This window comes from Aeromonas ichthyocola (assembly GCF_046087985.1).
In the GTDB taxonomy this organism is placed as follows: domain Bacteria; phylum Pseudomonadota; class Gammaproteobacteria; order Enterobacterales; family Aeromonadaceae; genus Aeromonas; species Aeromonas rivipollensis.
Window position 1 is genome coordinate 688,648 of the sequence record NZ_JBJSWH010000001.1, and the last position, 26,889, is coordinate 715,536.

At 62.2% G+C, this 26,889-nt stretch carries 25 protein-coding genes and 2 pseudogenes; all 27 read right to left on the reverse strand.

Translation table 11 applies throughout. The features are described 5' to 3' along the window. Positions 1-922: pseudogene (locus tag ACF2JD_RS03240) on the reverse strand (flagellar motor protein MotB). A gap of 2 nt (positions 923-924) precedes the next feature. Continuing rightward, a pseudogene (locus tag ACF2JD_RS03245) lies at positions 925-1,669 on the reverse strand (flagellar motor protein). Positions 1,670-1,671: 2 nt separating this feature from the next. Further along, a complete protein-coding gene (locus ACF2JD_RS03250) occupies positions 1,672-2,784 on the reverse strand; it encodes a protein-glutamate methylesterase/protein-glutamine glutaminase (protein ID WP_106887467.1) in 1,113 nt (370 codons plus the stop codon). A 31-nt stretch (positions 2,785-2,815) separates the two neighbouring features. Beyond that, a complete protein-coding gene (locus ACF2JD_RS03255; protein WP_440986752.1) occupies positions 2,816-4,954 on the reverse strand; it encodes a chemotaxis protein CheW in 2,139 nt (712 codons plus the stop codon). An 11-nt stretch (positions 4,955-4,965) separates the two neighbouring features. Continuing rightward, positions 4,966-5,706, reverse strand: a complete 741-nt coding sequence (locus ACF2JD_RS03260) for a protein phosphatase CheZ (RefSeq protein ID WP_025326257.1) — start codon at positions 5,704-5,706, stop codon at positions 4,966-4,968. Positions 5,707-5,718: 12 nt separating this feature from the next. Continuing rightward, a complete protein-coding gene (cheY, locus tag ACF2JD_RS03265) occupies positions 5,719-6,090 on the reverse strand; it encodes a chemotaxis response regulator CheY (RefSeq protein WP_425266319.1) in 372 nt (123 codons plus the stop codon). A 123-nt stretch (positions 6,091-6,213) separates the two neighbouring features. Next, a complete protein-coding gene (locus ACF2JD_RS03270) occupies positions 6,214-6,933 on the reverse strand; it encodes an RNA polymerase sigma factor FliA (RefSeq protein WP_025326255.1) in 720 nt (239 codons plus the stop codon). Next, complete coding sequence (locus ACF2JD_RS03275; protein ID WP_025326254.1) at positions 6,926-7,801, reverse strand: MinD/ParA family protein; 876 nt, start codon at positions 7,799-7,801, stop codon at positions 6,926-6,928. Before ACF2JD_RS03275 ends, ACF2JD_RS03270 begins: the two co-directional genes overlap by 8 nt. A gap of 1 nt (position 7,802) precedes the next feature. Next, entirely contained in the window at positions 7,803-9,305 is a 1,503-nt protein-coding gene (gene flhF / locus ACF2JD_RS03280) for a flagellar biosynthesis protein FlhF (protein ID WP_111912513.1), read from the reverse strand. Between the two features lie 16 nt (positions 9,306-9,321). Beyond that, positions 9,322-11,424: a flagellar biosynthesis protein FlhA gene (flhA, locus tag ACF2JD_RS03285; protein WP_106887470.1), complete on the reverse strand. Its 2,103-nt coding sequence runs from the start codon at positions 11,422-11,424 to the stop codon at positions 9,322-9,324. A 307-nt stretch (positions 11,425-11,731) separates the two neighbouring features. Continuing rightward, positions 11,732-12,862, reverse strand: a complete 1,131-nt coding sequence (gene flhB / locus ACF2JD_RS03290; protein WP_106887471.1) for a flagellar biosynthesis protein FlhB — start codon at positions 12,860-12,862, stop codon at positions 11,732-11,734. A gap of 80 nt (positions 12,863-12,942) precedes the next feature. After that, positions 12,943-13,740 (reverse strand): flagellar biosynthetic protein FliR, encoded by a 798-nt coding sequence (fliR, locus tag ACF2JD_RS03295; RefSeq protein ID WP_106887472.1) that lies wholly within the window; start codon positions 13,738-13,740, stop codon positions 12,943-12,945. Between the two features lie 70 nt (positions 13,741-13,810). Continuing rightward, positions 13,811-14,080, reverse strand: a complete 270-nt coding sequence (gene fliQ / locus ACF2JD_RS03300) for a flagellar biosynthesis protein FliQ (protein ID WP_010673927.1) — start codon at positions 14,078-14,080, stop codon at positions 13,811-13,813. 79 nt (positions 14,081-14,159) lie between these two features. Beyond that, positions 14,160-14,915 (reverse strand): flagellar type III secretion system pore protein FliP, encoded by a 756-nt coding sequence (gene fliP / locus ACF2JD_RS03305; protein ID WP_440986753.1) that lies wholly within the window; start codon positions 14,913-14,915, stop codon positions 14,160-14,162. Next, positions 14,902-15,285, reverse strand: a complete 384-nt coding sequence (gene fliO / locus ACF2JD_RS03310; RefSeq protein WP_303806381.1) for a flagellar biosynthetic protein FliO — start codon at positions 15,283-15,285, stop codon at positions 14,902-14,904. Before fliO ends, fliP begins: the two co-directional genes overlap by 14 nt. Next, on the reverse strand, positions 15,282-15,677 hold the full coding sequence (gene fliN / locus ACF2JD_RS03315) for a flagellar motor switch protein FliN (RefSeq protein ID WP_042650085.1): 396 nt from the start codon (positions 15,675-15,677) through the stop codon (positions 15,282-15,284). The genes fliO and fliN overlap by 4 nt, the downstream gene beginning before the upstream one ends. A gap of 50 nt (positions 15,678-15,727) precedes the next feature. Next, entirely contained in the window at positions 15,728-16,798 is a 1,071-nt protein-coding gene (gene fliM, locus ACF2JD_RS03320; RefSeq protein ID WP_106887475.1) for a flagellar motor switch protein FliM, read from the reverse strand. Positions 16,799-16,808: 10 nt separating this feature from the next. Next, positions 16,809-17,315, reverse strand: a complete 507-nt coding sequence (gene fliL, locus ACF2JD_RS03325; protein ID WP_139744867.1) for a flagellar basal body-associated protein FliL — start codon at positions 17,313-17,315, stop codon at positions 16,809-16,811. A gap of 70 nt (positions 17,316-17,385) precedes the next feature. Beyond that, positions 17,386-19,176, reverse strand: a complete 1,791-nt coding sequence (locus ACF2JD_RS03330) for a flagellar hook-length control protein FliK (RefSeq protein WP_440986754.1) — start codon at positions 19,174-19,176, stop codon at positions 17,386-17,388. Between the two features lie 88 nt (positions 19,177-19,264). After that, entirely contained in the window at positions 19,265-19,705 is a 441-nt protein-coding gene (gene fliJ / locus ACF2JD_RS03335; protein WP_106887478.1) for a flagellar export protein FliJ, read from the reverse strand. 16 nt (positions 19,706-19,721) lie between these two features. Further along, positions 19,722-21,053 carry a flagellar protein export ATPase FliI gene (gene fliI / locus ACF2JD_RS03340; RefSeq protein WP_025326242.1) on the reverse strand — a complete coding sequence of 444 codons (1,332 nt, stop codon included), beginning with the start codon at positions 21,051-21,053 and terminating at the stop codon, positions 19,722-19,724. Between the two features lie 117 nt (positions 21,054-21,170). Continuing rightward, positions 21,171-21,974: a flagellar assembly protein FliH gene (gene fliH / locus ACF2JD_RS03345; protein WP_440986755.1), complete on the reverse strand. Its 804-nt coding sequence runs from the start codon at positions 21,972-21,974 to the stop codon at positions 21,171-21,173. A gap of 68 nt (positions 21,975-22,042) precedes the next feature. After that, positions 22,043-23,104 (reverse strand): flagellar motor switch protein FliG, encoded by a 1,062-nt coding sequence (fliG, locus tag ACF2JD_RS03350; RefSeq protein ID WP_025326240.1) that lies wholly within the window; start codon positions 23,102-23,104, stop codon positions 22,043-22,045. Then, positions 23,097-24,803 carry a flagellar basal-body MS-ring/collar protein FliF gene (fliF, locus tag ACF2JD_RS03355; RefSeq protein WP_440986756.1) on the reverse strand — a complete coding sequence of 569 codons (1,707 nt, stop codon included), beginning with the start codon at positions 24,801-24,803 and terminating at the stop codon, positions 23,097-23,099. Before fliF ends, fliG begins: the two co-directional genes overlap by 8 nt. Positions 24,804-24,934: 131 nt before the next feature. After that, positions 24,935-25,252, reverse strand: coding sequence for a flagellar hook-basal body complex protein FliE (fliE, locus tag ACF2JD_RS03360; protein WP_106887480.1), 318 nt, complete (start codon positions 25,250-25,252; stop codon positions 24,935-24,937). 126 nt (positions 25,253-25,378) lie between these two features. Continuing rightward, on the reverse strand, positions 25,379-25,729 hold the full coding sequence (locus ACF2JD_RS03365; protein WP_440986757.1) for a hypothetical protein: 351 nt from the start codon (positions 25,727-25,729) through the stop codon (positions 25,379-25,381). Positions 25,730-25,878: 149 nt separating this feature from the next. Next, positions 25,879-26,655 carry a beta cell expansion factor BefA gene (gene befA / locus ACF2JD_RS03370; RefSeq protein ID WP_163136083.1) on the reverse strand — a complete coding sequence of 259 codons (777 nt, stop codon included), beginning with the start codon at positions 26,653-26,655 and terminating at the stop codon, positions 25,879-25,881. Positions 26,656-26,889 lie beyond the last annotated feature (234 nt).

Below are 26,889 nucleotides of genomic sequence, written 5' to 3' on the forward strand. Positions count from 1 at the left end.
TCAATCCTGCCTTGTTGTTATGCGTATGCCACCACCGGGCAAGGTGATCACCTTTATCTCTCCTGCATCCACCGCCTGTTGTACAGCAGGCCGGTTCGGCAACTACCGGGGGAGTTGCAACACAGGTGCTGGCGGCACCCAGGCGAAACTTGGAGATAGCGACCACAACCTTGCGATTCTGCAGTCTGCCCTGCTCGCTGCCGTTGTCAGCGAAGGGGGAGAACTCGCCATATGCCTCGAACGCCAGACCGCTGCGGGGCTATCCCATTGGCGATCAAACCATTGAGTACCGCTTCGGCCCGAGCAGCAGAAAGCGCCCAGTTAGAACGATAAATTTCATTATTTATCTGTTGGTTATCGGTATAACCCCGAACCCTTACATAGTTATCGACCGGTTTGAGAATACTTGAAAGAGTATTAATGACCGGTGCGGCATTGGTACTCAAAAAGGCACTGCCGCTGCCAAACAACAAGCCGGAACTCAGTTCAACCGTCAGCCAGTTGTCATCTTGCGTCAGTTTGACGACCCCGGCATCCACCAGCGAGCCCATGCTCTGTTGCAACTGCATATCGAGTTTTGCAAGTGTCGCGCCATCTTGCAGCACTGGCACACCAGAAATAGGAGCAAGTGAAGGAGAGGGGGATGCTGGGCTTTCCAGCAACGATGGAGAGGCAGATACCGCGTTTATCCAGCAGGGAATTACCCTGCCCTTCCAGCAAGCCATCGCTGCGTGGACTGCATGACGTTGAACGCCTGGGTCATGCCATCGATCACCGCGCGATACTTGTCCTTGTTGACCAGCGCAACGGAGTAGAGCACCACGAACAGGGCGAAGATCAGCGTCATATAATCGGCATAGGAGACCAGCCAGCGGTCAAGATGCTCGCGACCCTGCAAGTGCAACCGATAGCGCTTGCGCATGGCTACTCTCCTTTCAGATAAGCCTTGAGCCGCCGTTCAACCTGCACAGCCATTTTCACCATGGGCGATGGCCAGCAGCCCTTCCAGCGTCATCTCCTGAAAGAGTGCGTAATGATAGTGAAATGCCCGCAGCCGGTTGGCGATCGGCAGGTAGATGAGGTTGGCAAAGCCCACCCCATAGATGGTTGCGACAAATGCCACGGCGATACCGGCCCCCAGCGCTGACGGGTCTTCGAGATGAAACATGGCCTGGATCAGGCCCAGCACGGCACCGATGATCCCGATGGTCGGACTGTAACCCCCCATGGCTTCAAATACCCTGGCGGCATGTTCATTGCGCTCCTGCTCGATATCGATATCCGCTTCCAGCAGCATACGGATATCCTCTGTGGAGACCCCATCCACTATCATGGTGAGCCCCTGACGGGTAAAGTTGTCGCTCCTCCTGCTCGGCCTGATTTTCAAGGGCCAGCAGCCCTTGCTGGCGCGCAAAGACGGCCCAGGACTGCAATCGTTCGGCCTGCGTGCGACCAGATCCAGTGGGGAGGGGTAAAAAGCATAACAGCGGGCTGTCTTATCGCGCCAGCAGGATGTACTTGCTGGCGTCTGCAAAATGACTGCACCCCAGGTACCACCCAGCACGATGACGAAAGCGGGGCCGTCTAGCAGCGTCCACAGGTTGCCGCCATGCCACAGTTGGGCAATGGCAATAGCCCCCAGCGCCAGGAGCAGCCGAAGCATGCCCATCGTTAGCGGCCCAACTCGACCAGGATGCGCTGGGCAACCCTGTCCAGCGGCAGGGATTCACTTGCTATGCCCGCCTTGGCAACCGCCTGGGGCATGCCGTAGACCACGCAGGAGGCTTCATCCTGGGCCCAGATGGTGGCGCCCTGCTCCTTGAGCAGACGCGCCCCGTCCCGGCCATCGGCTCCCATGCCGGTCAGCACTATGGCCAGCACCTTGTCGCCGTAGATCTTGGCGGCCGAGGCGAAGGTGATGTCGACGCAGGGCTTGTAGTTGACCTTGTCATTGCCCTCTATGATGCGAAGGCGAGCCCCGGGCCCGCGCCCTTCCAGCAGCATCTGCTTGCCACCGGGGGCCAGGTAGGCGTGACCCGGCTTGAGCACGTCACCGTCCTCCGCCTCCTTGACCCCGATCTGGCACAGACCGTTGAGACGGGCGGCAAAGGCGGCGGTGAAGGTGGCGGGCATATGCTGGATCAGCAATATGGGGTGAGGGAAGTCACCGGGCAGCTTGGTCAGCACGTTCTGCAGCGCCACCGGGCCACCGGTGGAGGTGCCGATGGCCACAAGCTGATAGCTCTTGCCGCTGCGCTTGAAGCTGGCGGGCGCCGCGGCGCGGACCGGCTCGGGCTGGCGATCAAGAGGACGCGCCAAGGCAGCTCCGAGGGCGGGGCGCACCAGGGGCTCCGGCGCCCGGGGTCTGGCGGCCGCCATCAGGAAGCGCTTGCGGGCGATCTCCCTGACGCGTTGTTGCAGCAGCTTGACGGCCTCATCCTTGTCGCGGGCTATGTCTTCGAACTTCTTGGGCAGGAAATCCAGGGCACCGGCATCCAGTGCATCCAGGGTCGCCTTAGCCCCCTCGTGGGTCAGCGAGGAGAACATCAGTATGGGGGTCGGACACTTGGCCATGATCTCGCGTACGGCGCTGATGCCATCGAGCACCGGCATTTCGATGTCCATGGTGATGACGTCAGGCCGCAACTGCAGCGCCTTGTCTACCGCCTCCCGACCGTTCTGAGCCGTATCGATCACCGTCATCAGGGGATCCTGATTGATGATCTCGCTGACCCGGCGACGGAAGAAACTCGAATCGTCGACCACTAATACCTTGACTGCCATTGTTATTCTTTTAACTCCTTGAGCCAGACGCTCAGTGGCGGCGGGCATAGGCCTTGAGCAGGCTGGGCACATCCAGGATGAGGGCGATGCCGCCATCGCTGGTGATGGTGGCGCCGGCCATGCCGGGGGTCCCTTGCAGCAGATTGTCCAGAGGTTTGATCACCACCTCTTCCTGACCGATGAGGTTGTCCACGACGAAGCCCACCTGCTGGGTGCCGATCTGGACTATGACCACGTGGCCTGTGTCCTGGCGTGCCGTCCTGCCGGCCCCGCGGACCAGCCACTTGTGCAGGTAGAACAGCGGGATCGCCTTGTCGCGGACTATGATGGTGAGCTGGCCGTCCACCACGTTGGCCTTCTTCAGATCCAGATGGAATATTTCGTTCACGCAGCCAAGCGGCAGGGCGAAGGTCTGTTCACCCACTTCCACCATCAGGGTCGGCAGTATGGCCAGGGTCAGGGGAACCTTGATCTCAAGGCGGGTGCCCTTGCCCCAGGTCGAATCTATGTGCACAGAGCCATTGAGGCTGACGATGCTGGTCTTCACCACATCCATGCCGACGCCACGGCCCGAGATGTCGGAGATCTCGGACTTGGTCGAGAAACCGGGGGCAAAGATCAGGTTGTAGGCATCGTTGTCGCTCATGCGCGCCGCGCTGTCGGCATCGAGCACGCCACGACTGATGGCGATGGCTTTGAGCTTCTCCGGATCCATGCCGGCGCCGTCATCCTCGATGCAGAGCAGGATATGGTCACCCTGCTGGGAGGCGCTCAGGGTGATGGTGCCCTGACGGGGTTTGCCCGCCTTCTCCCGCACGTCCGGCATCTCGACGCCGTGGTCGCAGGAGTTGCGCACCAGGTGAACCAGGGGATCGGCCAGGGCCTCCACCAGGTTCTTGTCGAGATCCGTCTCTTCACCCACCATCACCAGCTCAATATCTTTCTTGAGGGTGCGGGCGAGATCGCGCACAACGCGCGGGAAGCGGCCGAAGACTTTCTTGATAGGTTGCATGCGGGTCTTCATGACCGCGCCCTGCAGATCGGCGGTCACCACATCCAGGTTGGCCACCGCCTTTGACATCTCTTCGTCGTTGCTGGCGATGCCGAGGCTCACCAGGCGGTTTCGCACCAGCACCAGTTCCCCCACCATGTTCATGATGACGTCCAGGGTCTTGGTATCCACCCGCACTGTGGTGTCATTTTGCACCGCACTGCTCTCGGCGGGGGCCGCCTGCTTGGCAGGGGCTGGTGCCGGGGCCGGCTTGGCCGGTGCAGAAGCGGGTTTGGCGGGGGCGGCGCTAGCCGCGACCGGCGCCTTGGGCGGGGTCACGGGCGCGGCGGGAGCCTTGGGCTCGGGAGCCGGAGCAGCCGCCATGCTGTGCTGCGGCGCCTGGCCACGGCCATGCAATTCATCCAGCAGGCGTTCGAACTCGTCGTCGTCGATGAGCTCGTCCACCTCTTTTTGTACCGATTGCAGTGGGGAGAGATCCGGAGCGCCGCCATGCTGGCCCTGGCCGTGCAGCTGATCGAGCAAGGCCTCGAACTCGTCGTCCGTGATATCGCCCGAACCGCTCAACACGGGGGCGGCAGAGACCGTCGGCGCCTTGCCGGCACCGTGCAGTTCATCCAGCAGGCGCTCGAATTCGTCGGCAGAGATCTCGTCGATGGAGCCGCCACCGTTGACGGCCACAGGCGCGCTCTGGGCGACGATGACGGGTTCGGGTTCAGGCTCGGGCTGCTGCGGGGCGGCGACACTGGCGGTACGCAACTGCTCCTGCCCTTCGGGTTTGCACAGTTCGTGCAAATCGTGCAGCAGATCGGCAGAGGCCGGGCTGGTCGGCTCCCGGTTCTGTACCTGGGCAAACATGACGTTGATGGCATCAAGGGCCTGCAAGATGACATCCATCAGCTCGGCACTGAGGGTTCGCTTGCCGTTGCGCAGCATGTCGAACAGGTTCTCGGCACCGTGGCAGACGTCTACCAGTTCGGTCAGGGAGAGGAAACCCGCTCCCCCCTTGACGGTATGGAAGCCGCGAAAGATGGCATTCAACAGATTCTTGTCATCGGGCCGCTTTTCCAAGTCGACCAGTTGTTCAGACAACTGTTCCAATATTTCTGATGCTTCGACCAAAAAGTCTTGCAGTATGTCTTCATCAACTTCGAAGGCCATGCGTCACTCCATTAGAATCCCAGGCTAGACAGCAGATCGTCCACATCATCTTGACCATTGACCACATCGGACCTTGTCTGCGGGTTCATGATGGGGCCTTCTGCCTCGATGCCGCTCGCCGGCAGGCTGCGCGCCGAATTCTCGATGACGGCCTCACCAAACATGGTCAGCATCTCTATCAACTTTGTTTCAACTTCCTGCACCAGCTTGATCACCTTGCGGATCATCTGACCGGTCAAGTCCTGGAAATCCTGAGCCATCAGGATTTCAGTCAGCAGTTGTCGTAACTTATCGGCATCCGTCTCCGAAGCCTTAATAAAATCATTCAGTTGATGGCAGAGTGCCTTGAACTGACCCAGTTCAAGATCCCGGCTCATCAGGGCATTCCAATTGGGCATCACCAGCTGAATGTTGTCATTGAGCCGATCGGCGATGGGAAGACTGGCCTCGACCGCATCCATGGTGCGATTGGCCGCCTTGTCAGTCATGTCGATGACATAGCTGAGCCGCTCCCGGGCATCCGGGATCTCATGGGTGGCCAGGTCGGGGATCCTGGGATCCAGGCGAAAATCTTGCAGTGAGTTGTGCAACTGGCGGGTCAACTGCCCCACCTTGTCAAACAGGGCCGCCGCATTGGGGGCGCACACATCGGCGAGGATGGTATCGGCCTGTTCAAACTCTTCTCGCTCCAGGTGGGCAACCAGCATCCTTGCCTGTTCAAGCGAGATCATGGCACTCGTTTTGGCCTTCATCCCTGCCGCTCCTTAGCCGATTCGTTCAAAGATTTTGTCGAGCTTCTCTTTGAGGGTGGCGGCAGTGAACGGCTTGACGATATAGCCATTGACCCCGGCCTGGGCGGCTTCGATGATCTGCTCGCGCTTGGCTTCCGCAGTCACCATCAGTACCGGCAGGTGCTTGAGTTTGTCATCGAGACGGATCGCCTTGAGCAGGTCTATGCCCTGCATGCCGGGCATGTTCCAGTCGGTGACCACGAACTGATAATCGCCGTTTTTCAACATCGGCAGGGCCGTGTTGCCATCGTCTGCTTCATGGGTATTGTTATATCCCAGGTCACGCAGCAAGTTCTTGATAATCCGGCGCATCGTTGAAAAATCGTCGACGATGAGGATTTTCATGTTCTTGTCCAAAATTCCCTCCTAAATAGCCGCCAAAACGGCTCACTTACATGATGCAGATCGCAGGTTTTATGGTGCGGATTATGCCTTAGAGTTGCGTTCCAGTGTAGCCAGTACAACCACTTATAAATTCCAATCTCTCAAACGGGCCCGCAGCCTGTGCATGGCCTGGCTGTGGATCTGGCTCACCCGAGACTCGCTCACGCTCAGGACTTCCCCGATTTCACGCAAGTTCAGCTCTTCGTCGTAATACAGCGACAGCACCAGGGCTTCCCGTTCGGGCAGGCGGGCGATGTGTTCGGCCAGGGCGCCCTGAAAGCGCTCGGCCGCCAGATCGTCAAAGCCGCCGTGACCGCTGGCGTCATCGGGATGCCCTATCACATCCTCGCTGACCCCGAGATCCTCGATGCCGATGATCTTGCCGCAGGAGACATCCTGCAGCATGGCATGGTATTCGCCAAGGGAGACCCCCATGTTGGCGGCTACCTCGGTGTCTCTGGCATCCCGGCCATGGGCCTGCTCCACGTTCTCGATCGCCTCTGCGATGGCACGGCTGTTGCGGTGCACCGAACGGGGCACCCAGTCCCCGCGGCGGATCTCGTCGAGCATGGCGCCGCGGATGCGGATGCCGGCATAGGTTTCAAAGCTGGCGCCCTTGCTGCCGTCAAAGTTGCGGGAGGCTTCGAGCAGCCCAATCATACCTGCCTGGATCAGGTCATCCAGCAAGACACTGCTTGGCAGGCGAGCCAATAAATGCTGGGCAATCCGCTTGACCAGCGGAGCATGACGCTCGACCAGCACGTAGGAATCCTGATGACGCAAGTATGCTTGGGCTTTATTCACGGGAGTCTTCCTGTGCTATGACCGGCTTTTGCAATAAATTTTCCAGGAAAAATTCGAGGTGTCCCCCCGGCTGGTTCGGGATGGGCCAGCTCGCCGCCTTGTTCGCCAGGGCACGGAATGCCAGGGAGGCGGGTGACTTGGGAAACGCCTCGACGATCAGCTTCTGCTTGCGCACCGCGGCCCGCAGGTTGGTGTCGTAAGGCACGCAGGCCACCAGCTCCAGGGAGGTGTCGAGGAAACGGTCGGTGACCCGGGTCAGCTTGGCGAAGAGCTCCTGCCCCTCGCGCAGGGAGCGAACCATGTTGGCCACCACCTTGAAGCGGAACACCCCGTGATCCTTGGAGAGGATCTTGATCAGGGCATAGGCATCGGTGATGGAGGTGGGCTCGTCGCACACCACCACCATGATGTCCTGGGCCGCGCGGGTGAAGCTCAGCACCATGTCGGAGATCCCCGCCGCCGTGTCCACCAGCAGCACGTCCACCTGGGTCTTCATCTCGCTGAAGGCGCGGATGAGCTCGGCATGTTGCACCGGCGACAGCTCGACCATGGACTGGGTGCCCGAGGTGGCCGGCACTATCATCATGCCGTAGGGCCCCTCGACTATGATGTCGTCTATGGTGCACTCCCCCGCCAGCACATGGGAGAGGTTGCGGTGCACCCGCAGCCCCAGCATGACGTCGACGTTGGCCAGACCAAGGTCAGCATCCAGCACCAACACCCGCTTGCCCTGGGCGGCCATGGCTCCCGCCACGTTCAGGGTCACGTTGGTCTTGCCAACGCCCCCCTTGCCTCCGGACACGGCGATCACTTTTACTCGATTGTTTTGACGCATTTTGCGCAGACCACTCGCCTGATCCATATACATGTTACTCATAAAACTCCGAATCTTCGGCCTCGCCAAAGCCTGAACCCCAGAAGTAAGGGTCTTCTGTTTCTCGCTCCAGCGAGCCCATGGCCGCGCCGACCAGCAGCGCCGCATTGGCAACTTGAATATCTTCCGGCACCCGCTGTCCATCTGTGATGTAGCTGATGGGCAGGGCGTTCTGAATGCATACGTTAATCACCTCACCCAGATTCAGGCTCTCGTCCAGCTTGGTCAGGATGCAGCCGGAGAGCGGAATGCGCCGGAAGTGATCCACCGCCTCCTGCATCACCCGTCGCTGGGAGGTGGCTGACATGACTAGGTAGCTGCGAATGCGCACCTTGGCATTCTTGACCAGGGTGTCGAGCTGCTCGGTCAGACGGATATCCCTCTGCCCTACCCCGGCGGTATCGATGAGTACCAGCCGGCGGTGACGGAACTGATAGAGCGCGTTGGCCAGCTCCTCGGCATCCCGTACCTGACGTACCGGGCAACCCATGATGCGACCATAGGTCTGCAGCTGTTCGTGGGCCCCGATCCTGTAGTTGTCCGTGGTGATGAGGGCCACCTGCTCGGCGCCATACTTCATGGCAAAACGGGCCGCCAGCTTGGCGATGGTGGTGGTCTTGCCCACCCCGGTCGGGCCGAGCAGCGCCACGGCACCGCCCTGGCGCAAGATGTCGTCTTCGCTGATCTTGAGCTGGGCCGTCAGTACCTCGGCCAGCTGGGCCATGGCCTGATGGATGGGCATGTCTTCCGGGATAAGCCCGGCGAGCTGATCGGCGAAGGCATCATCGAACCCCATCTTCTTGAGTTCCTTGATGAGCAGCGCCCGCATCGGCTCGCGGCGCTCCACCTCCTGCCACATCAGACCGGAGATCTGGTGCTCCAGCAGCTTGCGGATGCTGGCCATCTCCTTGCGCATCCCCTCCATCTCCTGATCCCGCGGGGCGGGTTGGGCAGCACGGGGGCCGGGGGCAGGACGTGCCTTCGGCTTGGCAGGCTCGGGGGCCGCGCCCCACTGGCCCTGTTCGGCCAGCGTCCTGGGTGCGCCGTTGGCGGACGCCAGTCCCGCGGACTGATTGCCGCCAGCGGCCCCATTCCCGGACCAAGGTGCCGGAGATGGGGTGCCGTTGCCCGCCCCATTCGCAGGCCATGAACCCTGAGCGGCGTTGCCGCCCGCCGGATTGGCAGGGTTGAGCTTCTGCTGGCGCGCCAGCAGGGCCGCCAGGGTATCGGCATAGTATTCGTTCTGCTCCTTGGGGGGAGCCGAGCGCGTCATCTGCTTGCCTGCAGACGAGATATTGACGCTTTCATCGTTCAACTGACGGCGAACCGGCGCATCTTTAGGTCCAGGCACCTGGGACTGATAATCGACGGCCGCGACTATCTCCACCCCACCGGTGACCTTTTTGTTGGACATGATGACGGCATCCGGCCCGAGCGTCTCCTTGACCTCGGCCAGCGCCGTTCGCATGTCTTTGGCAAAAAACCGCTTAATCTTCACCCGTCATCTCCGCTAACTAGCCCTGTCCCACCGCACTGACGATGCGGATCTGCTTGTCATCAGGCACTTCCTGATAAGACAGGACGCGTAATCCAGGAATGGCATTCTTGACAAATTTCGCCAGGGTATTGCGCAATATCCCCGATGTCAGAAGCACGGCCGGCTGGCCTTCCAGTTCTTGTCGTTGAGTGGCTTCCACCAGGGAGCGCTGCATCCGCTCCGCCAGTCCCGGTTCTATACCGGCGCCATCTCCCCCACCTGCTTGCAGGGATTGATGCAATATGCGTTCCAGTTCTGGTGAAAGGGTGATCACCGGCAGCTCGGGCTCGGGGCCGGCAATCTCCTGCACTATCAGCCTGCGCAGGGCGATACGGCAGGCGGCGGTCAGCACTTCCGGGTCCGGGCTGCGTGGCGCATATTCCACGAGGGTCTGCAGGATAGTGCGCATATCGCGAATTGGCACGCCTTCATTGAGGAGATTTTGCAATACCTTGACCAGGTTGCCCATGCTGATCACCTCGGGAACCAGCCCTTCCACCAGCTTGCTCTGATGCTTCCCTATCATGTCCAGCAGTTGCTGCACCTCGTCGTGACCCAGCAGCAGGGCGGCATGGTTGGAGAGGATCTGGCTCAGGTGGGTGGCCACGACGGTGGCCGCGTCCACCACGGTATAACCCAGGGTCTGGGCCTGGGAGACCTGCTCCTTGGCGACCCAGACAGCTTCCAGTCCGAACGCGGGGTCCTGGGTCGCTATGCCCTGGATCTGGCCGAACACCTGGCCCGGGTTGATGGCCATCTCCTTGTCGTGATAGACGGTGGCCTCGCCGGTGCTCACCCCCATCAGGGTGATGCGGTACTGATTGGGGGCGAGATCCAGGTTGTCGCGGATGTGCACCGCAGGCACCAGGAAGCCGAACTCCTGAGAGAGCTTCTTGCGCACCCCCTTGATCCGGTTGAGCAGCTCGCCACCCTGGTTCTTGTCCACCAGCGGGATGAGCTGATAGCCCACCTCCAGACCTATGATGTCTACCGGCATGACGTCGTCCCAGCTCAGGTCCTTCTGCTCCACCGGGGCATCGCCCTGGGCCGGCAAGAGTTCACCGCTCGCCACCCTGGCCTTGTTCAGTTTCTCCCGGCGCAGCAGCCACCAGGCCCCCACCGCCGCCACGGCCCCCAGACTCAGGAAGGCCAGGTGTGGCATGCCGGGCACGCTGCCCATCATCAGCAGTATGCCGGCGGAGATCACCAGCGCCTTGGGGTTCTCGAACAGCTGGCCGAGCACGGCCGTGCCCATGTCCTGATCGGTATTTTGACGGGTGACTATGATGGCGGCGGCGATGGAGAGCAGCAGTGAGGGTATCTGGGCCACCAGGCCGTCACCTATGGCGAGCAGGGTGTAGATCTCGGCCGCTTCACCGAAGCTGAGCTGGTGCTGCATCATGCCGATGATGAAGCCACCGATGATGTTGATGAAGAGAATCATGATGCCGGCGACGGCATCCCCCTTCACGAATTTGGAGGCACCGTCCATGGAGCCGTAGAAGTCAGCTTCCTGGGTCACGTCCTGACGGCGCTTCTTGGCCTCTTCCTGGTTGATGAGACCGGCGTTAAGGTCCGCATCTATGGCCATCTGCTTGCCGGGCATGGCATCCAGGGTGAAGCGGGCGCTCACCTCCGAGATCCGGCCCGCACCCTTGGTGACCACCACGAAGTTGATGATCACCAGGATCATGAAGACGATGATGCCCACCGCATAGTTGCCACCGATCACCACGTTGCCGAAGGCCTCGATCACATGGCCCGCCGCCGCGCTGCCGTTGTGGCCTTCCAGCAGCACCACCCGGGTGGAGGCGACGTTGAGCGCCAGCCGCAGCAGGGTCGCTATCAGCAGGACCGTGGGGAAGGCGGCAAACTCCAGCGGCCGGCGGGTATAGACGGCCACCAGCAGCACCACTATGGAGAGTGCGATGTTGAAGGAGAAGAGGATATCCAGCATCAGGGGCGGTATGGGGAGTACCACCATCCCGAGAGAGGCGAGCACCAGCAGCGGGGTCCCTATCCCCTTGCTGAGCAACCATCTGTACTCTTTGAAACGGCTCACTCCAGCCTTGAATCCCATCGTTCTTCTCGATTTACAACTGCCGATGCCGAATGAAAGCAAATATCAAGCCAATTACTCAACACATTGATCTATTGGGATTTTATTTTGATGCTGTCAGAAGTCCGTCGGAGGACACGTTCGGGTAGCTTGATGGCAAACAGGGCGGAGTGCGGGGGTACTTAGGATATTCCGGCGGAACATGGCGGACAGCTCTCTGGCGGTGGAGACAGCCAACGCCTCAGAGCACAGACTGCTTGCAATAGTCCGGCGGCATAGTGGACAGACCTTGGCGGCGGAGACGGCCAACGCCTCCCAAAACACCGGGCTACTTGCGATATTCCGGTGGAATGGGCAGATCCCTGGCGACCGGGGTCGGGCGGCGGCCACGGCCACGGCGGAACTTCTTGAGCTGATAGACATAGGCCAGCACCTGGGCCACGGCGGCAAAGAGTCCCTCGGGGATCTCCTGGCCAATCTCGGTGGCGTGGTAGATGGCCCGGGTCAGGGGCGGCGAGGACATCACCGGGATGTCGTATTCCCGCGCTATCTCCCTGATCTTCATCGCCACCTCGTCCACCCCCTTGGCCAGCACCTTGGGAGCGGCGCCTGGCTTGCCCGCGTCGTACTTCAGGGCCACGGAGTAGTGGGTCGGGTTGGTGATGATGACGTCCGCCTTGGGCACATCCCCCATCATGCGGCGCATCGCCATCTGCATCTGCAACTGGCGGATCTTGCCCTTTACCTCGGGCTTGCCCTCACTGTCCCTGAACTCGTCCTTGATCTCCTGCTTGGTCATCTTGAGCTGGCGATTGTGGTTCCAGGTCTGGAAGGGCACGTCTATGGCGACTATGGGGATCAGGGCGCAGCAGAGGATGATCAGCATCCACAGCAGCAGATCCAGGGCGTCTATGATGCCGCCGGGGAAGCCCTCGAGGGAGAGATTGAGCAGGTGATTGAACTGGCTCGACAGCATCCACCAGGCGAACAGGCTGATGAACACCACCTTGGCGATGGACTTGACGAGCTCCACCAGGGACTGCACCCCGAACATCCTCTTCAAACCACTCAAGGGGCTCAGCTTGCTCCACTTGGGCAGCATGGCCTCGGAGGAGAAGTTCATCCCCCCCAGCAGGGTGTTGCCCACGAAGGCGGCTATGGTCACCAGCAGGAACAGCAGGCCGAGGGGTTGCAGCAACTCCCACAGCAGGGTGGGCAGCATGACCCCCATGGCGTTGGGATCGAAAGCCTGATCCCGGTCCAGGGTAAAGCCCATGGTGAGCACCTTGACCATGGCGCCAGCCAGGCTCTCCTTGATCATCAGCAAGCCAAACACGGTCGCCAGCAGGACGCTGGCGGTACCCAGCTCCTTGGAACGTGCAATCTGCCCTTTTTCCCGGGCCTGTTGCAGTCGTTTGCCCGTGGGTTGTTCTGTGCGTTCCTGATCGGTATCAGCCATGCTGGCCTCTCAGGCACATCAAGTCGCCATGTCGAGCTAACCCCCACGCACAGCAGACAAGGCGATGTTTCAGACCGGTATCAACCATTTTGCCCCCCCAGGCACTGGACCTGGATAAGCTCGCAGCTGGTCTCCTGCACCCGCTCCCAGAGGGAGTCGAAGTGCCCCATGAAGCCGCCTATGGTGAGCCAGAGGATGAACAGGCCCGACATCATGCTGACCGCAAAGCCGATGCTGAAGATGTTGAGCTGGGGGGCCGCCCGGGTCATGACCCCGAACGCGAAGTTGATGAGCAGCAGGGCTATGATGGCCGACAGCGCCATCACCAGGGAGGCCTGGTACATGACCCCGAGGAAACTCACCAGGCTGCGGATGGCGGGCAGACTGAGCCCGCTGTCCGAGACCGGCAGGGTCTCGAAGCTCAGCACCACCATCCTGATCATCAGGAGGTGGCCGTCCACCGCCAGAAACACCAGGGTCGCCAGCATCAGGTAGAACTGACCCACCACGGGGGCCGACTGGCCGTTCATGGGATCCACCAGGGTGGCGAAGCCCAGGCTGGTCTGCATGGCGATGATCTGGCCCGCCATCACGAAGCTTTCCAGCAGAAACTGGGTCATGAGGCCGAGCGCTATGCCGATGAGCAGTTGCTGCCCCAGCACCAGGAAGCTGCCGACGGAGAACAGCTCCACCTTGGGCATGGGGGGCAGCAGGGGGGCGATGATGAAGGTGATGGCGAGCGCCAGCCCCATGCGAACGTTCGCAGGAGCCAGCCGGCTGCCGAACACCGCCATCACCATCAGCAGGCTGCTCACCCGGGCAAGGGGCCAGAGCACGGACGCCAGCCACTCCATGATCACCGCAGTGGTATAGCTCATGCCGCCGCTACCGAAGCCGTGGGACTGGCTGTCATCGGCAGCCTGATGGTCGCTAATGCCGACACGGGCATCAGCCGACCACCTCGGGGATCTGGCTCACCATCAGCTGGAAGAAGTCCATCAGGCTCTGCAAGCCCCAGTGGGCTCCTGCCCCCAGGGCCAGCAGGGTGACCACGAGACGGGGCAGGAAGCTCAGGGTCTGTTCGTTGATGGAGGTGGCGGCCTGGAAGATGGCGACGACCAGCCCCACCATCAGGCTCGGCAGGATAACGGCGCACACCATTATGGTCACCAGCCAGAGCGCCTCACGGAATACGTCGACAAAGGTTTCAGGACTCATGTTCGTGCTCCTTGCGCTGCTTAACCGCCCGTCCCGGCCAGCCTGGCCAGGGACACCGGGATGAGCTTGAGGGACAGCATCACCCCGCCCCCAGCCCGAAGCTGGTCGCCAGAGAGCCCAGGATCAGGTTCCAGCCGTCCACCATGACGAACAGCATCAGCTTGAACGGCAGGGAGACCAGCATGGGAGACAACATCATCATCCCCATGGCCATCAGTATGCTCGCCACCACCAGATCTATGACCAGGAAGGGCAGAAACAGCATGAAGCCTATCTGGAAGGCGGTCTTGAGCTCGCTGGTGACGAAGGCCGGGATCAGCACCCGCAGCGGCACATCCGCCGGCTCGGCCACCTGCACGTTCGCTATCTCCATGAAGGTGTTGAGATCCTTGATCCGGGTCTGGGCCAGCATGAACTGGTGGATGGGCAGCTCGGCCTTCTCCAGCGCCTCCTTGGGCCCTATGGTCTCCGCCAGATAGGGCTGCAATGCCTCTTCGTTGATGCGATCCAGCACAGGGGACATGATGAAGAAGGACATGAAGAGGGCGATGCCGATCAGCACCTGGTTGGACGGACTCTGCTGCAGGCCTATGGCCTGTCTGAGGATCCCGAGCACAACTATGATCCGGGTGAAGGAGGTCATCATGATGACAATGGCCGGCAGGAAGGAGAGCGCGGTCATCAGCGCCAGCACCTGCAGGGTCAGGCTGTACTCCTGGCTGCCATCCGCCATGGTCTTGACGGTCAGCGCCGACATGCCGTCCTGGGCCATCGCCAGGGGCGACAGCAGCACGGACAGCATGCCCAGCAACCCGATCCAGTTAACTTTTTTCATGCTTGCCCATCAATTTGCCGAGCTGCTGGGAGAAGGCCTGGGGCTGACGCTCGTCCAGGGGCTCTTCCAGGCGATAGAGGAAGTTGACCTGCTGCGGCGTCACCCCGATGAGCAGCTGTTGCTCGCCCACCTTGACCACCATCAGCTTCTCCTTGTACCCGAGCGGCAGGGTGGCGATGACCTTCATCTGGCCGCCCCCCATCACCTGGGTGAGCTTGCTCTTCTTGAGCAGGAAGCCCAGCACCAGGATGAGGCCGATCACCATCAGGCTGGAGAGCAGCCAGGAGGTGATGCTGGGGGGAGTGGTGCCAGCCCCCGGGTTGGCCAGTGCGGGGACAGCGAACAACAACAGGGCGATGGCACGGATCATTTGAGCTTCTTGATCCGTTCTATCTGGCTGATGACATCGGTCAAACGGATGCCGAACTTGTCGTTCACCACCACCACCTCGCCGTGGGCGATCAGGGTGCCGTTGACCAGCACATCCAGGGGCTCGCCCGCCACCCGATCCAGCTCCACGACAGAGCCCTGATTCAGCTGCAGCAGGTTGCGAATGCTGATCTGGCTGCGTCCCACTTCCATGGCGATGGTCACCGGAATATCCAGAATGGTGTCCAGCTTGCGCCGCTCCTCGGCACTGATGGGGGCGTCGTCTCTCAGCTCCTCCAGGGGGGCGGGCTTGGCCTCGGCCGTTACCTGCTCTTCCAGCGCGGCAGCCCAGGCGTCAGCCATCAGATCCTGCTCGTCATCGGTTCCGCTCATCTTCAATTCCTCATGCTGCTTCGTGACCCAGGTCGCAGGCGACGGGTCTGTTAGGGCTGTTTATCGGCGATGCTGCGTTCGAGCTCTTCCAGCTCGGCCTCGCCATCGATGCGCACGCCCCCACGGGTCACCAGATGCATCTCTGTCTTGACTCCGTCAGGGCGCTTGATTTTGTCCACTATCTTGAGCGCCACGTTCTCCTTGGTGCGCCCCATCTTGGCGTGGAAGGTAGGCAGGTCCTCCACGAAGACCAGCAGGTTCTCCGGCATCTCCACCGGTATGATGTCGCCGGGTTGCAGCTCCATCAGCTCGCGCAGGGAGAGCTCTGTCTCCAGCAGCTTGGCCTTGAGCTCCACCTTGACGTCCATGATCTCGTCGCGCAGGGCCTTGCTCCAGCGTACGTCTGTGTCGCCCTTGTCACTCTGCACCCCGGCATCCAGCAGCTCGCGGATGGGTTCGAGCATGGAGTAGGGCATGGCCACGTGGAAGTCGCCGCCGCCGCCATCCAGCTCGATGTGGAAGGAGCTCACGACGATCACCTCGGTGGGGCTGACGATGTTCGCCATGGCCGGGTTCACTTCCGAGTCGAGGTATTCGAAGCCGACGTCCATCACGGGCGCCCAGGCATCCTTGTAGTCCTCGAACACCAGCTTGAGCAGCATCTGGATGATGCGCCGCTCGGTGGGGGTGAACTCGCGCCCCTCGATCTTGGCGTGATAGCGACCATCGCCGCCGAAGAAGTTCTCCACCAGGATGAAGACGAGACGCGCCTCCATGGTGATGAGCGCCGTCCCCTTGAGGGGGCGGAAGCGCACCATGTTCAGGCTGGTCGGCACGAACAGGGTGTGCACGTATTCGCCGAACTTGAGCATCTGCACGCCGTTGATCGACACCTCGGCGGTGCGCCGCATCATGTTGAACAGGCTGATGCGCATGTGACGGGCGAACCGCTCGTTCACCAGCTCCAGGGTCGGCATGCGGCCACGGACGATGCGGTCCTGGGAGGAGAAGTCAAACTGGGCTATACCGGGATCCCCGGCCGCCCCTAGCTCTTCCTCTTCGACATCATCGACACCGTGCAGCAGGGCATCAATTTCGTCCTGACTTAACAGATCGCTCACGCTTCACCTTTCATTGCATGACAAAGCCGGTAAACAGCACTTGTTCTATTACGGGGGAAGAGACCAGATCCTTGAGGACCCGGCGACACTCTTCCAATGAATCCTGACGCAGCTTCTCCTTGCCCTCGAAGGTCATCAGCTGCTCGGCGGTGGCCGCACTGAAGACCCGCAGCAGGGTCCCTTCGATCAGGGGAATATTCTGTTTGGCCAGGGTCTCGTCAGCGGCCCCGCGCACCATCAGCTGGATCTTGATCTGCACCAGCCGATCCCGCTGCCCGCCCGCCACATTGAACACGAAGGGACGCGGCATGCCCACATAGAGGGAGGGCTGGGGCGCACTGGCTTCGGGCTTGGTCTCGGCCGTGTCGGCCGCCGGTTCGTCCGAACCGGCAAACATGAACCAGGCACCGGCCCCGCCGCCACCCAGAAGGATGACGACCAGGGCGACTATCATGATCAGCTTCTTTTTCTTGGCCGCCGCCGGGTCCTTCAGCGTCAGTTCGTTATCGTCTGCCATCCCTTGTCCACCCTAGTCTCAAACTTGTTCGGTATCATAAACTTACTCGGGCAGGCATCAAGCATAGAAATCAATTCCGGCATCGTTTGTCGATTCCACCAGCAGACTCAGGGTGCGGGCCCTGCCCTCCCCCCTCCGACTGGTCGCCACCGGCAAAGCCTCCCCCTTGCTGACCCTGACCGCCGAAGCCAGACTGGCCCTGCGATGGCGGCTGTCCCTGCTGCTGTTGCCCCTGCTGCTGTGCCTGTTGTTGCACCACTGTCTGACCGAGCTGGATCCCCTGCCCCGCCAGCATGTCCCGCAGCCTGGGCATGGCCTGCTCCAGCATCTCCCGGGTCTGACCATGCTGCACCACGAAGTGGACGTTGGCCTGGCTGGCACTGTCTAGCTGGATCTGGATCTTCATCTTGCCAAGGCCCAGGGGGTCTAGCTGGATCTCCGCCTGCTGCAGCTTGTCCGCCAGCATCAGGTTCACCTTCTGGTGCAACTGGGCCGGCGCCTCCGGGGTGGCCAGCTTGAGATGCGGCAGGCTCTGGGGCTCCCGCCGCGCACTCACCTCGGCAGCCGGTTTGCCATCGCTGCTCTGGGCATGCTGTAGCGGCTGGCTTCCCTCGCTCGGCTCGTTGCCCTTGGCCTCGATCCCGAGCTGCTTGCCCAGCTCATCGAGTCTGGATTTCTGCGCCGCCGGCTTGAGTTCAACGGCGGCTCCGACGGCCACCGCGGGTTCGGCCTCCATCTGCTGGATGCCGGCCGAGAGCGCCGTCAGCGAGGCTTGCGGCCCCTGGGACTCGTGACGCGCCAGCGTCTGCTGGGGCGCCGTCAGCACGGGATCCGGGCTGGATGGGGCGGGCTGGGGAGTGGTGCCACTGGCCGTCGTCTCGGCTCTGGGGGTAGGGGCCGCGCTTGGCTTGGCCTCCCGGGCGTCGCCTGCCGGGCTCGCCTTGTCGCCCTCGCCACCGGCAGAGCCAGGTTCTGGTGTGGCCTGCGCCCCACCCTGCGGCTCGACCCTGACCACGCCAGCGTCGAAGGCCCTGGCTGTGGTCGCAGAGGCCGCGCTGATCTGTTCATCATGGAAAACTGGATCGGACGGCTTCGTGCCCGCCACAGGCCCCTGGCTCGCCGGCGCAGGGGCGGCCTCACCGGCCACCACCTTGGCAAGCAGGGCCGCCCGCGCCTCGCCAGACAAGGGTTCAGTCGCCACCGCATCTGCCGGCTGGCCGGCCTTGGGCGCCGCTGGCTTGTCTTCGGCAGTGGCCTGCTCGCTCTGCTGCGGCTCCGAGGGCTGACCCTTGCCTGCGGCGACGGGCACCTTGCCAGCGGCGAGCCCGTTCTCTTCATTTTCAAGGGGGATCGCCTCTGCGCCCAGCCCATCGGCGACCACCGGTGAGGCTGGTACCGTTCCCGCCGTCACAGGCCCCGCAGCCTGTGACACAGGATGCGACTCGGGCGGCAAGTCATTGCCGTCGACGGTCGCCGTCACCTCCTGGGGGGGCAAGGCAGGGGGCACCACCAGGCTGACATCCTGCCTGAGGGAGGCCTGCAGCTGCTGCAGAAAATCCTCGGGGGGAAGCTCGACCTCATCAGATGGCGTCTTGGTGGGCAGCTCCTGATCGCCAGTTGCCTCGGCAGACGCCAAAGATTTGGCATCCAAAGTGGCCGCAGCCTGGGCCTCGTCACCCCCTTGACTGGCCGATGGCTCCTGGCCCAGCAGCTGGGCTCTGGCCATGGCATCGGCAAATGCGGCCTTGCCGTCCGCCAGCGACAGATCCTTTCCTTCCCCCCCGGCGAGGAGCGAGGGCGACAGGGCGCCGTCGGCAGGGATTGCCTGGCTGGGCGCTAGGTTCAACTTGGTCTGTATCATGCTGGGATCCCTGACGACAATCCGGTGATGACCGCACATCCGGGGGGCGGAGGCGGCGTCTTAGCCTGTGTTGGCAATAGAAAGCAAGTTACAGGCCAGAATGGTGATAGCGTCGCAGTATGGCGTAATCGTCCAGCATCTTCTGCTCCTGACGCTGGGCCTTCAGCTGGGCTCGTCCCGCCTGCTTCTCGAGCAGCAGCTCGACGGCCTTGCGCCGCTGCTGGGCTTCGAGCCACTGGGTACGACATTGGGCCAGCGCCTCGCGCACCTGCAACACCCCTTCATACTGCTGGGTCGCCGCATTTTCCAGCTTGTTGATGAAGGCGTGATACTGGCTGTTCTGCTGGGGCGTGATCCCCTGCAGGCCGCGGTCTGTCCACTGCTGGTGATAGATCTGGCGGTACTGGTTGAGGGCGTTTTGCTGATCCATGAACAGCTTGAGATCCTGCTGGGCCTTGGCCAGCGCCATGGCGGCCTGCTGCTCGGCCTCCAGCAGTCGGCCCGCCAGCAACGTTAATCCTTTACTCATCACGACACTCCACCGGTTAACGCATCAGCGGCATGGCCACCATGTGCAGGGATTGCAGACCCTCGTCGTAGGGAACCACCTCGCGCATTTTCTGCTGCAAGAACTGATCCAGATAGGGTTTCTGGATGATGGCCCTGTCGATGCGCGGATCCGATCCCTGGCTGTAAGCGCCTATGGTGATGAGATCCCGGTTCTGCTGATAGAGGGAGTAGAACTGCTTGAAGGCGCGCGCCAGCTCCATGTGCTCCGGGGAGGTCACCATGGGCATGACCCGGCTGATGGATTTTTCGATGTCGATGGCCGGGTAATGGCCCGCATCCGCCAGCTCCCGCGCCAGCACTATGTGGCCATCCAGGATGGCCCGCGCCGCGTCGGCGATGGGATCCTGCAGATCGTCCCCCTCCGTCAGCACGGTGAAAAAGGCCGTGATGGAGCCCTGACCGTCGCTGCCGTTGCCGGCCCGCTCCACCAGTGCCGGCAATTTGGCAAACACCGAGGGCGGATAGCCCTTGGTGGCCGGCGGCTCACCCACTGCCAGGGCGATCTCGCGCTGGGCCTGGGCGTAGCGGGTGAGGGAGTCCATCAGCAGCAGCACGTTGAGCCCCTGCTCGCGGAAATACTCGGCGATGGCGAGCGCCGTCTCGCACCCCTTGAGGCGCATCAGCGGCGAGGCATCGGCCGGTGCCGCCACCACCACGGCACGTTCGCGCCCCTCGGCACCGAGGATCTCCTCGATGAACTCCTTCACCTCCCGGCCCCGCTCACCGATGAGGCCCACCACTACCACATCCGCCACAGAGCCGCGGGTCATCATGCCGAGCAGCACCGACTTGCCGACCCCGGAGCCGGCGAACAGCCCCATCCGCTGGCCCCGCCCCACGGTGAGCACGGCGTTGATGGCGCGCACCCCTACATCCATGGGCTCATGGATGGGACGACGGGCCAGCGGGTTGATGCGATGCTGGGCGAACTGCACCGTCTGGGAGGAGATGATGGGGCCCAGCCCGTCCAGGGGCTGGCCTATGCCGTCTATGACCCGGCCGAGCAGGTTCATGCCCACCGGGATGCCGTGATCCTCGGTGATGGGCACCACACGGGCACCGGGAATGATCCCCTTGAGCTGCTCGCTCGGCATCAGAAACAGCCGATCGCCGGAGAAGCCCACCACTTCGGCCTCCAGCATGCCATCCTGGGTGTCGATGCGGCACAAGGCCCCGATGGCGGCGCGGCAGCCGATAGCCTCCAGGGTCAGCCCAACCACCCGGGTGAGTTTGCCCGCCACCGGCGGTATGGGGGCGAGATCGCGGACCCGGTAGCCTTGCAGTCGACTGAGCAGGGATGCTGTCATCGCGCCTCCAGTGAGAAAGGGGAAAGAGGCAGAGACAGGGAGCCTGCCGCCATTGTCACCAGGCCGGGAGACAGTGCGCAGCAGCCTGGCTTCCCTGTGCCAGAGCGGAACAGGGTGTCAGTCGGCATTGTCACGAAGGAAGTTGCGCAGCAGTTGATCGATGCGCCCCGAGAGGGTCAGATCGATGCTGGAGAGTTCGGTGGCCAGCTGCAGATCCCCCGGGGATAGGGTGGGATCGCTTTGCAGCCGCCAGTGACGCCGGGCACACTCCTCGGCGCCGAAGGCCTGCTCGACCCGGGCCATGTCGTCCGGGTGCAGCATCAGGGTGACCCCTTGCTCGGCGGCGGGCAGCAGGGCAAGACCCTGCTTGAGGGCCTCAAGCAACAGTCTTGGGGAGGTCTCGGCCTCGTGGCGAATGAGGGCGCGGGCGAGCTGCTGGACCAGGGCGATGAGCTGCTGCTCCACGGCGCTGTCCTGCTCGCTCAGGGGATTGGCGAGGCGGGAGACGAGCCCCTGCCAGTGGGCAATCTCCTGCTCCACCTGGTCGCGGCCCAGGGCCAGCCCCTCTTCGCGGCCCTGCTCCAGACCCGCCTGATGACCCTGCTGCAAGCCTTCCAGCTTGCCCTCCTCCAGCCCCTTGGCAAAGCCGGCCTCTCGCCCCTCGGCCAGCCCCTCTTCCCAGGCGGCCTGGCGGATTGCCTCCACCTCTTCGGCGGTGATGCTGGGGGTGGGCTCCTCGGGCTGCTCCTCGGGCGGCATCTCGTCCGCCTGCTCCTGGCGATACCAGTCAGGGCCGAGCCCCAGGGCATTGCTCTGGATCTCGGATTCGACCTCCATCTCGGGCCAACCCCAGGCTTCCACCCGGGTCTCGTCCGCCTCGGGTCTGACATAGCCCCGCAGCTTGCTGTTCTTGTTATTCATGTGCGAAAGACACTCCTAGGGTGCCGGACGAAGGGGGCGACATCATCGCACATTCCATTGCCCATGGCTTAGAGGAACTCTTCGCCACCGCCAGCCCCCAGCATGATCTCGCCCGCGTCCGCCAGACGGCGTGCGGTGGAGAGGATCTCCTTCTGGGCGGCTTCCACCTCTGAGACCCGGATCGGCCCCATGGCCTCGAGATCGTCCGCCAGCATCTCGGCGGCCCGCTTGGACATGTTCTTGAAGACCTTCTCGCGCATCTGGTCGTCCGAGCCCTTGAGGGCCCGTTGCAGCAGATCCCCCGGCACTTCCCGCAGCAGGGTCTGGATGCCCCGATCGTCCACGTCGATGAGGTTCTCGAACACGAACATCAAGTCCTGGATCTGCTGGCTCATCTCCTCGTCCGACTCGCGGATGGAGTCCATCAGCTGGCCTTCGATGTTGGTGTCCAGGTAGTTCATGATGTTGGCGGCAGCCTTGAGGCCACCCATCTTGGCCGCCTGGGCCCCGGCCGCACCGGCGAACTGCTTTTCCATGATGTCGTTGAGCTCTTGCAGCGCCGCCGGTTGCACCTCTTCGAGGTTGGCGATACGCATCACCAGATCCAGGCGCACCTGCTCCGGGAACTGGCTCAGTATCTCGGCGGACTGCTCCGGCTCCAGATAGGAGAGGACTATGGTCTGGATCTGCGGGTGCTCGTTCTGGATGATGCTGGCCACCTGGCGGGCATCCATCCACTTGAGGGAGTCGAGGCCGCGGGCGCCGGACCCCAGGATGATCTGATCCACCAGGTTGCTGGCCTTGTCCTCCCCGAGCGCCGCCACCAGGGCCTTGCGCACGAAGTCTTCGCTGCCGATGCCGATGTTGGTGTATTTCTGGATGTCGTCGATAAATTGACGATGCACCGCCGCCACACGGTCGTGACTGAAATCCGACATGGAGGCCATGGACATGCCGAGCCGCTGCACCTGCTTGGGCTCGAGATGACGGAAGATCTGGGCGGCATCCTCCTCGTTGAGGCTCAGCATCAGCACCGCCGCCATCTCCATCCCGGCCATCTGGTCGAGGATCTGGCGCTGGTTGTCGGTAATCTCGTTACCGGTGACTTGGTTTTTCTTCTCTTCAGGCATCTCGGTTCGTTACCCATTCTTTGATGACCTGAGCGGCCAGGTCTGGTTCATTCGCTACCAAGGCACGCACGGCCTTGAGCAGGTCCTCGTCACGGTGCAAGTCAGGCAGCTTGAGCTGGCCATCCCGCAGGCCGAACACCGGCTCTGCCTCGGCCTGGGCCGCCAGCAGGCTCAGCTCGTCATCCCCACCCAGCACTGTGTGGTTGTCGAAGTCCAGCTCCCCTTCCGGCTTGGCATCCGGGTAGAGCAGGCGCTTGAGCATGGGCCGCACCACTGTGACGATGAGCACTATGATGACCAGCACCGAGGCGGCGATACGCACCGCGCGCCAGAACCAGGGCTGCTCGTAGATAGGCATGTCGGCCACGGCTTCCAGCTCGGGGCGGTTGAACGGAATGGCGACCACCTCCAGGGTGTCCCCTCTGGTCACGTCAAAGCCGAGGCCGCCGCTGAGCAGACGGCGCAGGGTATCGAGCTCGGCCTGGCTGCGGGCTTCCCGGGTGACGGCACCGTCGGCGCCGGGAGCGGCCTTGTAATCCACCGCCACCGACACCGTCATGCGGCGGATGCCGCCCTGCTGGCGCCGGATGTGGCTGACAGTGGTGTCCAGTTCGAAGTTGCGGGTCGCCTCCTTGCGGGAGCGCCCGGAAGAGCCGGTTCCCCCTTCAGCGCCGGCGGCCTGCTCGGGAATGCTGGAGGCGGCGGGCGGCTGATTGGTGAGCGCGCCAGGCACGCCGCCATTGCTGCCATTGGCGCTGTTCTCTTCCACCGTCATCTCGGAGCGCACCGCAGGCAGGTCCGGATTGTAGGTCTTGCGGGTCTGCTCCTGCTGGGAGAAGTCGAGGGAGAGATCCACCTCTGCCGTATAGTTGTCAGCCCCAAGGACGGGGATCAGGATGGCGTCAATTTTTTGTTTGTATTCGAGCTCCTGCTTCTGCTGCATCGCAAACTCCTTGCGAGTCTGGGCAGAGAGCGGGTCTTGGGAGCCGGAGTTGAGCAGGCGACCGTTCTGATCGGTCACAGTGACGCGGGTCGGCTCCAGGCCGTGCACGGCGGAGGCGACCATGTCGACGATGGAGTCCACCTCCCCCTGGCCCAGCGCTGCCCCTTTCAGGCTCAGCACGACTGTGGCGCTCGGCTTGCGTTCGTTGCGGGCGAATACGTTGTCCTTGGGAATGGCCAACAGAACCTGGGCCTTGGCGACGTTCTGGAACTGCTCGATGGCGCTCGCCAGCTGGCGCTCGCGGCTCAGTTTCAGACGCTCGCTCTCCATGCGCTGGCTGACCCCGAAGCTGGAGTCCTTGAGCAGTATGGCTTCGCCATCGTTGCTGGCCTCGCTGCTGCTGGCGAGGCCGGCGCGGGTCAGGCGCAGCCGGATGTCCGCATAATTCTCGGCGCTGACCAGCACGCTCTTGCCATCGACCTGATAGGGGATCTTCTGCTGATCCAGGTAATCCAGGGTGGAGACCAGCTCCTGGGTGTTGAAGGTGCCGAGGGGACGCATCTCCGGCTCCTTGCCCCACAGCAGGATGAAGACGGCGATGGCCAGACAGATGGTCAACCCCAGGATCAGGGTGATCTGCCGCAACACATCGGTGTTGGACAAGAAGCCCAGGGCCGAGCTCTTCTGCTCGTGCTCATCGAGGGCGGCAGCCCCCTCGTTGTTCATCAGCAGATCGCCGTTTGGATCGTTAGCCACTCTTCAGGTCCTTATTGCTGACATGCTCATCATTGCTGACATCTTCATGATGATCTGTCGTCAAAATTTATTGAGATCTCTTATTGCCGACATCTTCACGATGTTCAGTCGCCGTGATTGATTGAGATCGCTTATACCGGCATGTTCATGATGGTCTTGTAGGCATCGACCATCTTGTTACGCACCTGCACCGTCGCCTCGAAGGCGATGGAGGATTTCTGCCCGGCGATCATCACCTCGGACAGGTCCACCGACTTGTCGCCCATATCGAACCGGGTGCGCAGATCGTTGGCGCTGCCCTGCAATTCGTTGACGTTGTCGAGGGCCTGCTGCAGCATCTGACCGAAATCCGAGTTGACCGGACGACCGGGCTGGGTCAGCGGCGTGGCACCGGCTTCTACCTTGAGTGCCTGCATCTCTTGCATCAGGCTGCTTGCGCTTATTTCCATCTTCCCTTCCCAGACAAATCATTGACACTGGCAAGCCTTAAGCAATTAGAGTGCCAACCGGGAAGAAGGGGCTGGCCGCCGGCGCTAAGGGGCAGCCACAAGCGGGCGCCCTAGTCCCGGCTCATGTCACCCCAGCACCAGCTTCAGATAACCGAGATGCAGATCTCGGTGCTCGTCCGCTGGCAGCTTGACCAGCACCTCGTCGTGCAGGAAGTGCGCCTTCTCGGTGGCCTGCTCAGGGGCCACCAGGCCCACCGCCACCAGCCTGGCGACGATGGCGAGCGCCAGCGCCATTGTCCCCTCGTCCGCCCGTCCCCAGCCGAAGGTGATCCCCTTTGCCGCCCCTTCCGTCAGGGGCTCGACCTCATCACCATTGACCCAGAGGACCATGGGGCTGCCCTCCTGCAACCGCAGATAGATGCTCTGCCGCTCCCACTCCCGGCGCCAGTCCACGGCAGATTCAGATGCCTGGGTCATACCACTCTCCTTGTTTAACGACTGTGTCTTGCTTTCGCCCATGAAAAAGAGGGCCGAAGGCCCCCTTTTTACTGCAAGTCACGTCATTTAAACAGGCAGTATTTCAACATGATAAAAGAAAAATACCGGATCGCTGCCAGCGACCACCGTCACTTGTTCAGATCGTCATCCAGCCAGTATTTGGAACCCGAGATATTGGCATCGAGCAGCAGTCCCTTCTCCCCTATCTGGTAGATGGCCATGCCGCCATTGTACTTGGCGGTCAGCTCGGCGCTCTCCTTGCCGGCCACGGCCCCCACTTCGGAGGTGGCCTCCCAGCCCTTGTTGACGAAGGCATCGAACCTGGCCTTGTCTTCAAACAGCACCACCTGCTGGTAGAACTTACCCCCCATGCCGGCGGCCAGCCCGGCACCAAACATCTTCATATAGGTGTGCTTGCCCGTCTTGCGATTGATGGCAACCCCGGATCCCTGGTTGGTGTGCACCATCAGGGAGAACTTGCGCGAGTCGAACACCGCATAGCCGTAGGCCTGGTCAAACAGCAGCTTGGCGGAGGGTTGCTCGTTGAACAGCCGCACCAGGGCGGTATCGGCCATGGTATCCAGGGCGGTTCTGGCCTCAGCGGGGGTCTTGGGTTCGAGCATGGTGTCGAGCTTCTTGTCGGCGGCCGTCAGCCACTCCTTGCCGGTGGCGGCGCTCTCTTCCGACCAGGCGCCCGCCTTGTTGTAGGCATCGGCTCCCCAGCTGGAGACTGACTCCCAGGTCGCCTTGGAGAAGTCGGTGATCCCCTGCCAGGCTTCCTTGCTGGTGTCGCTCACCGCGGTGCCAAGCTCGGAGGCCGCCTCCTTCAATTTCGCCCAGTCGGCATGGCTGGGGCCAGATGCAAGTGCCAGGACGGCGGCAATCAACCAGGATCGGCTCTTCATTGTGTGCTCCTTGAATATCCCATCAGCGGACATGCCACCCTATCAGATTTAAGCCAACTCAAAGAAGTCCTGTGTGCTTGTCCCCTCCACCCGGGTCAACCAGGGCCAGGCTTCCCCGGCGGCGAGGGGACGGCGGTGGCCACCCTCATGAGCGGGCACAGCCTCCCTGACGACAAGGGACAGAAGCTGACCGTAAATATTGTTCGGCCTGACAACCTCGGTTGTATAGTTTTT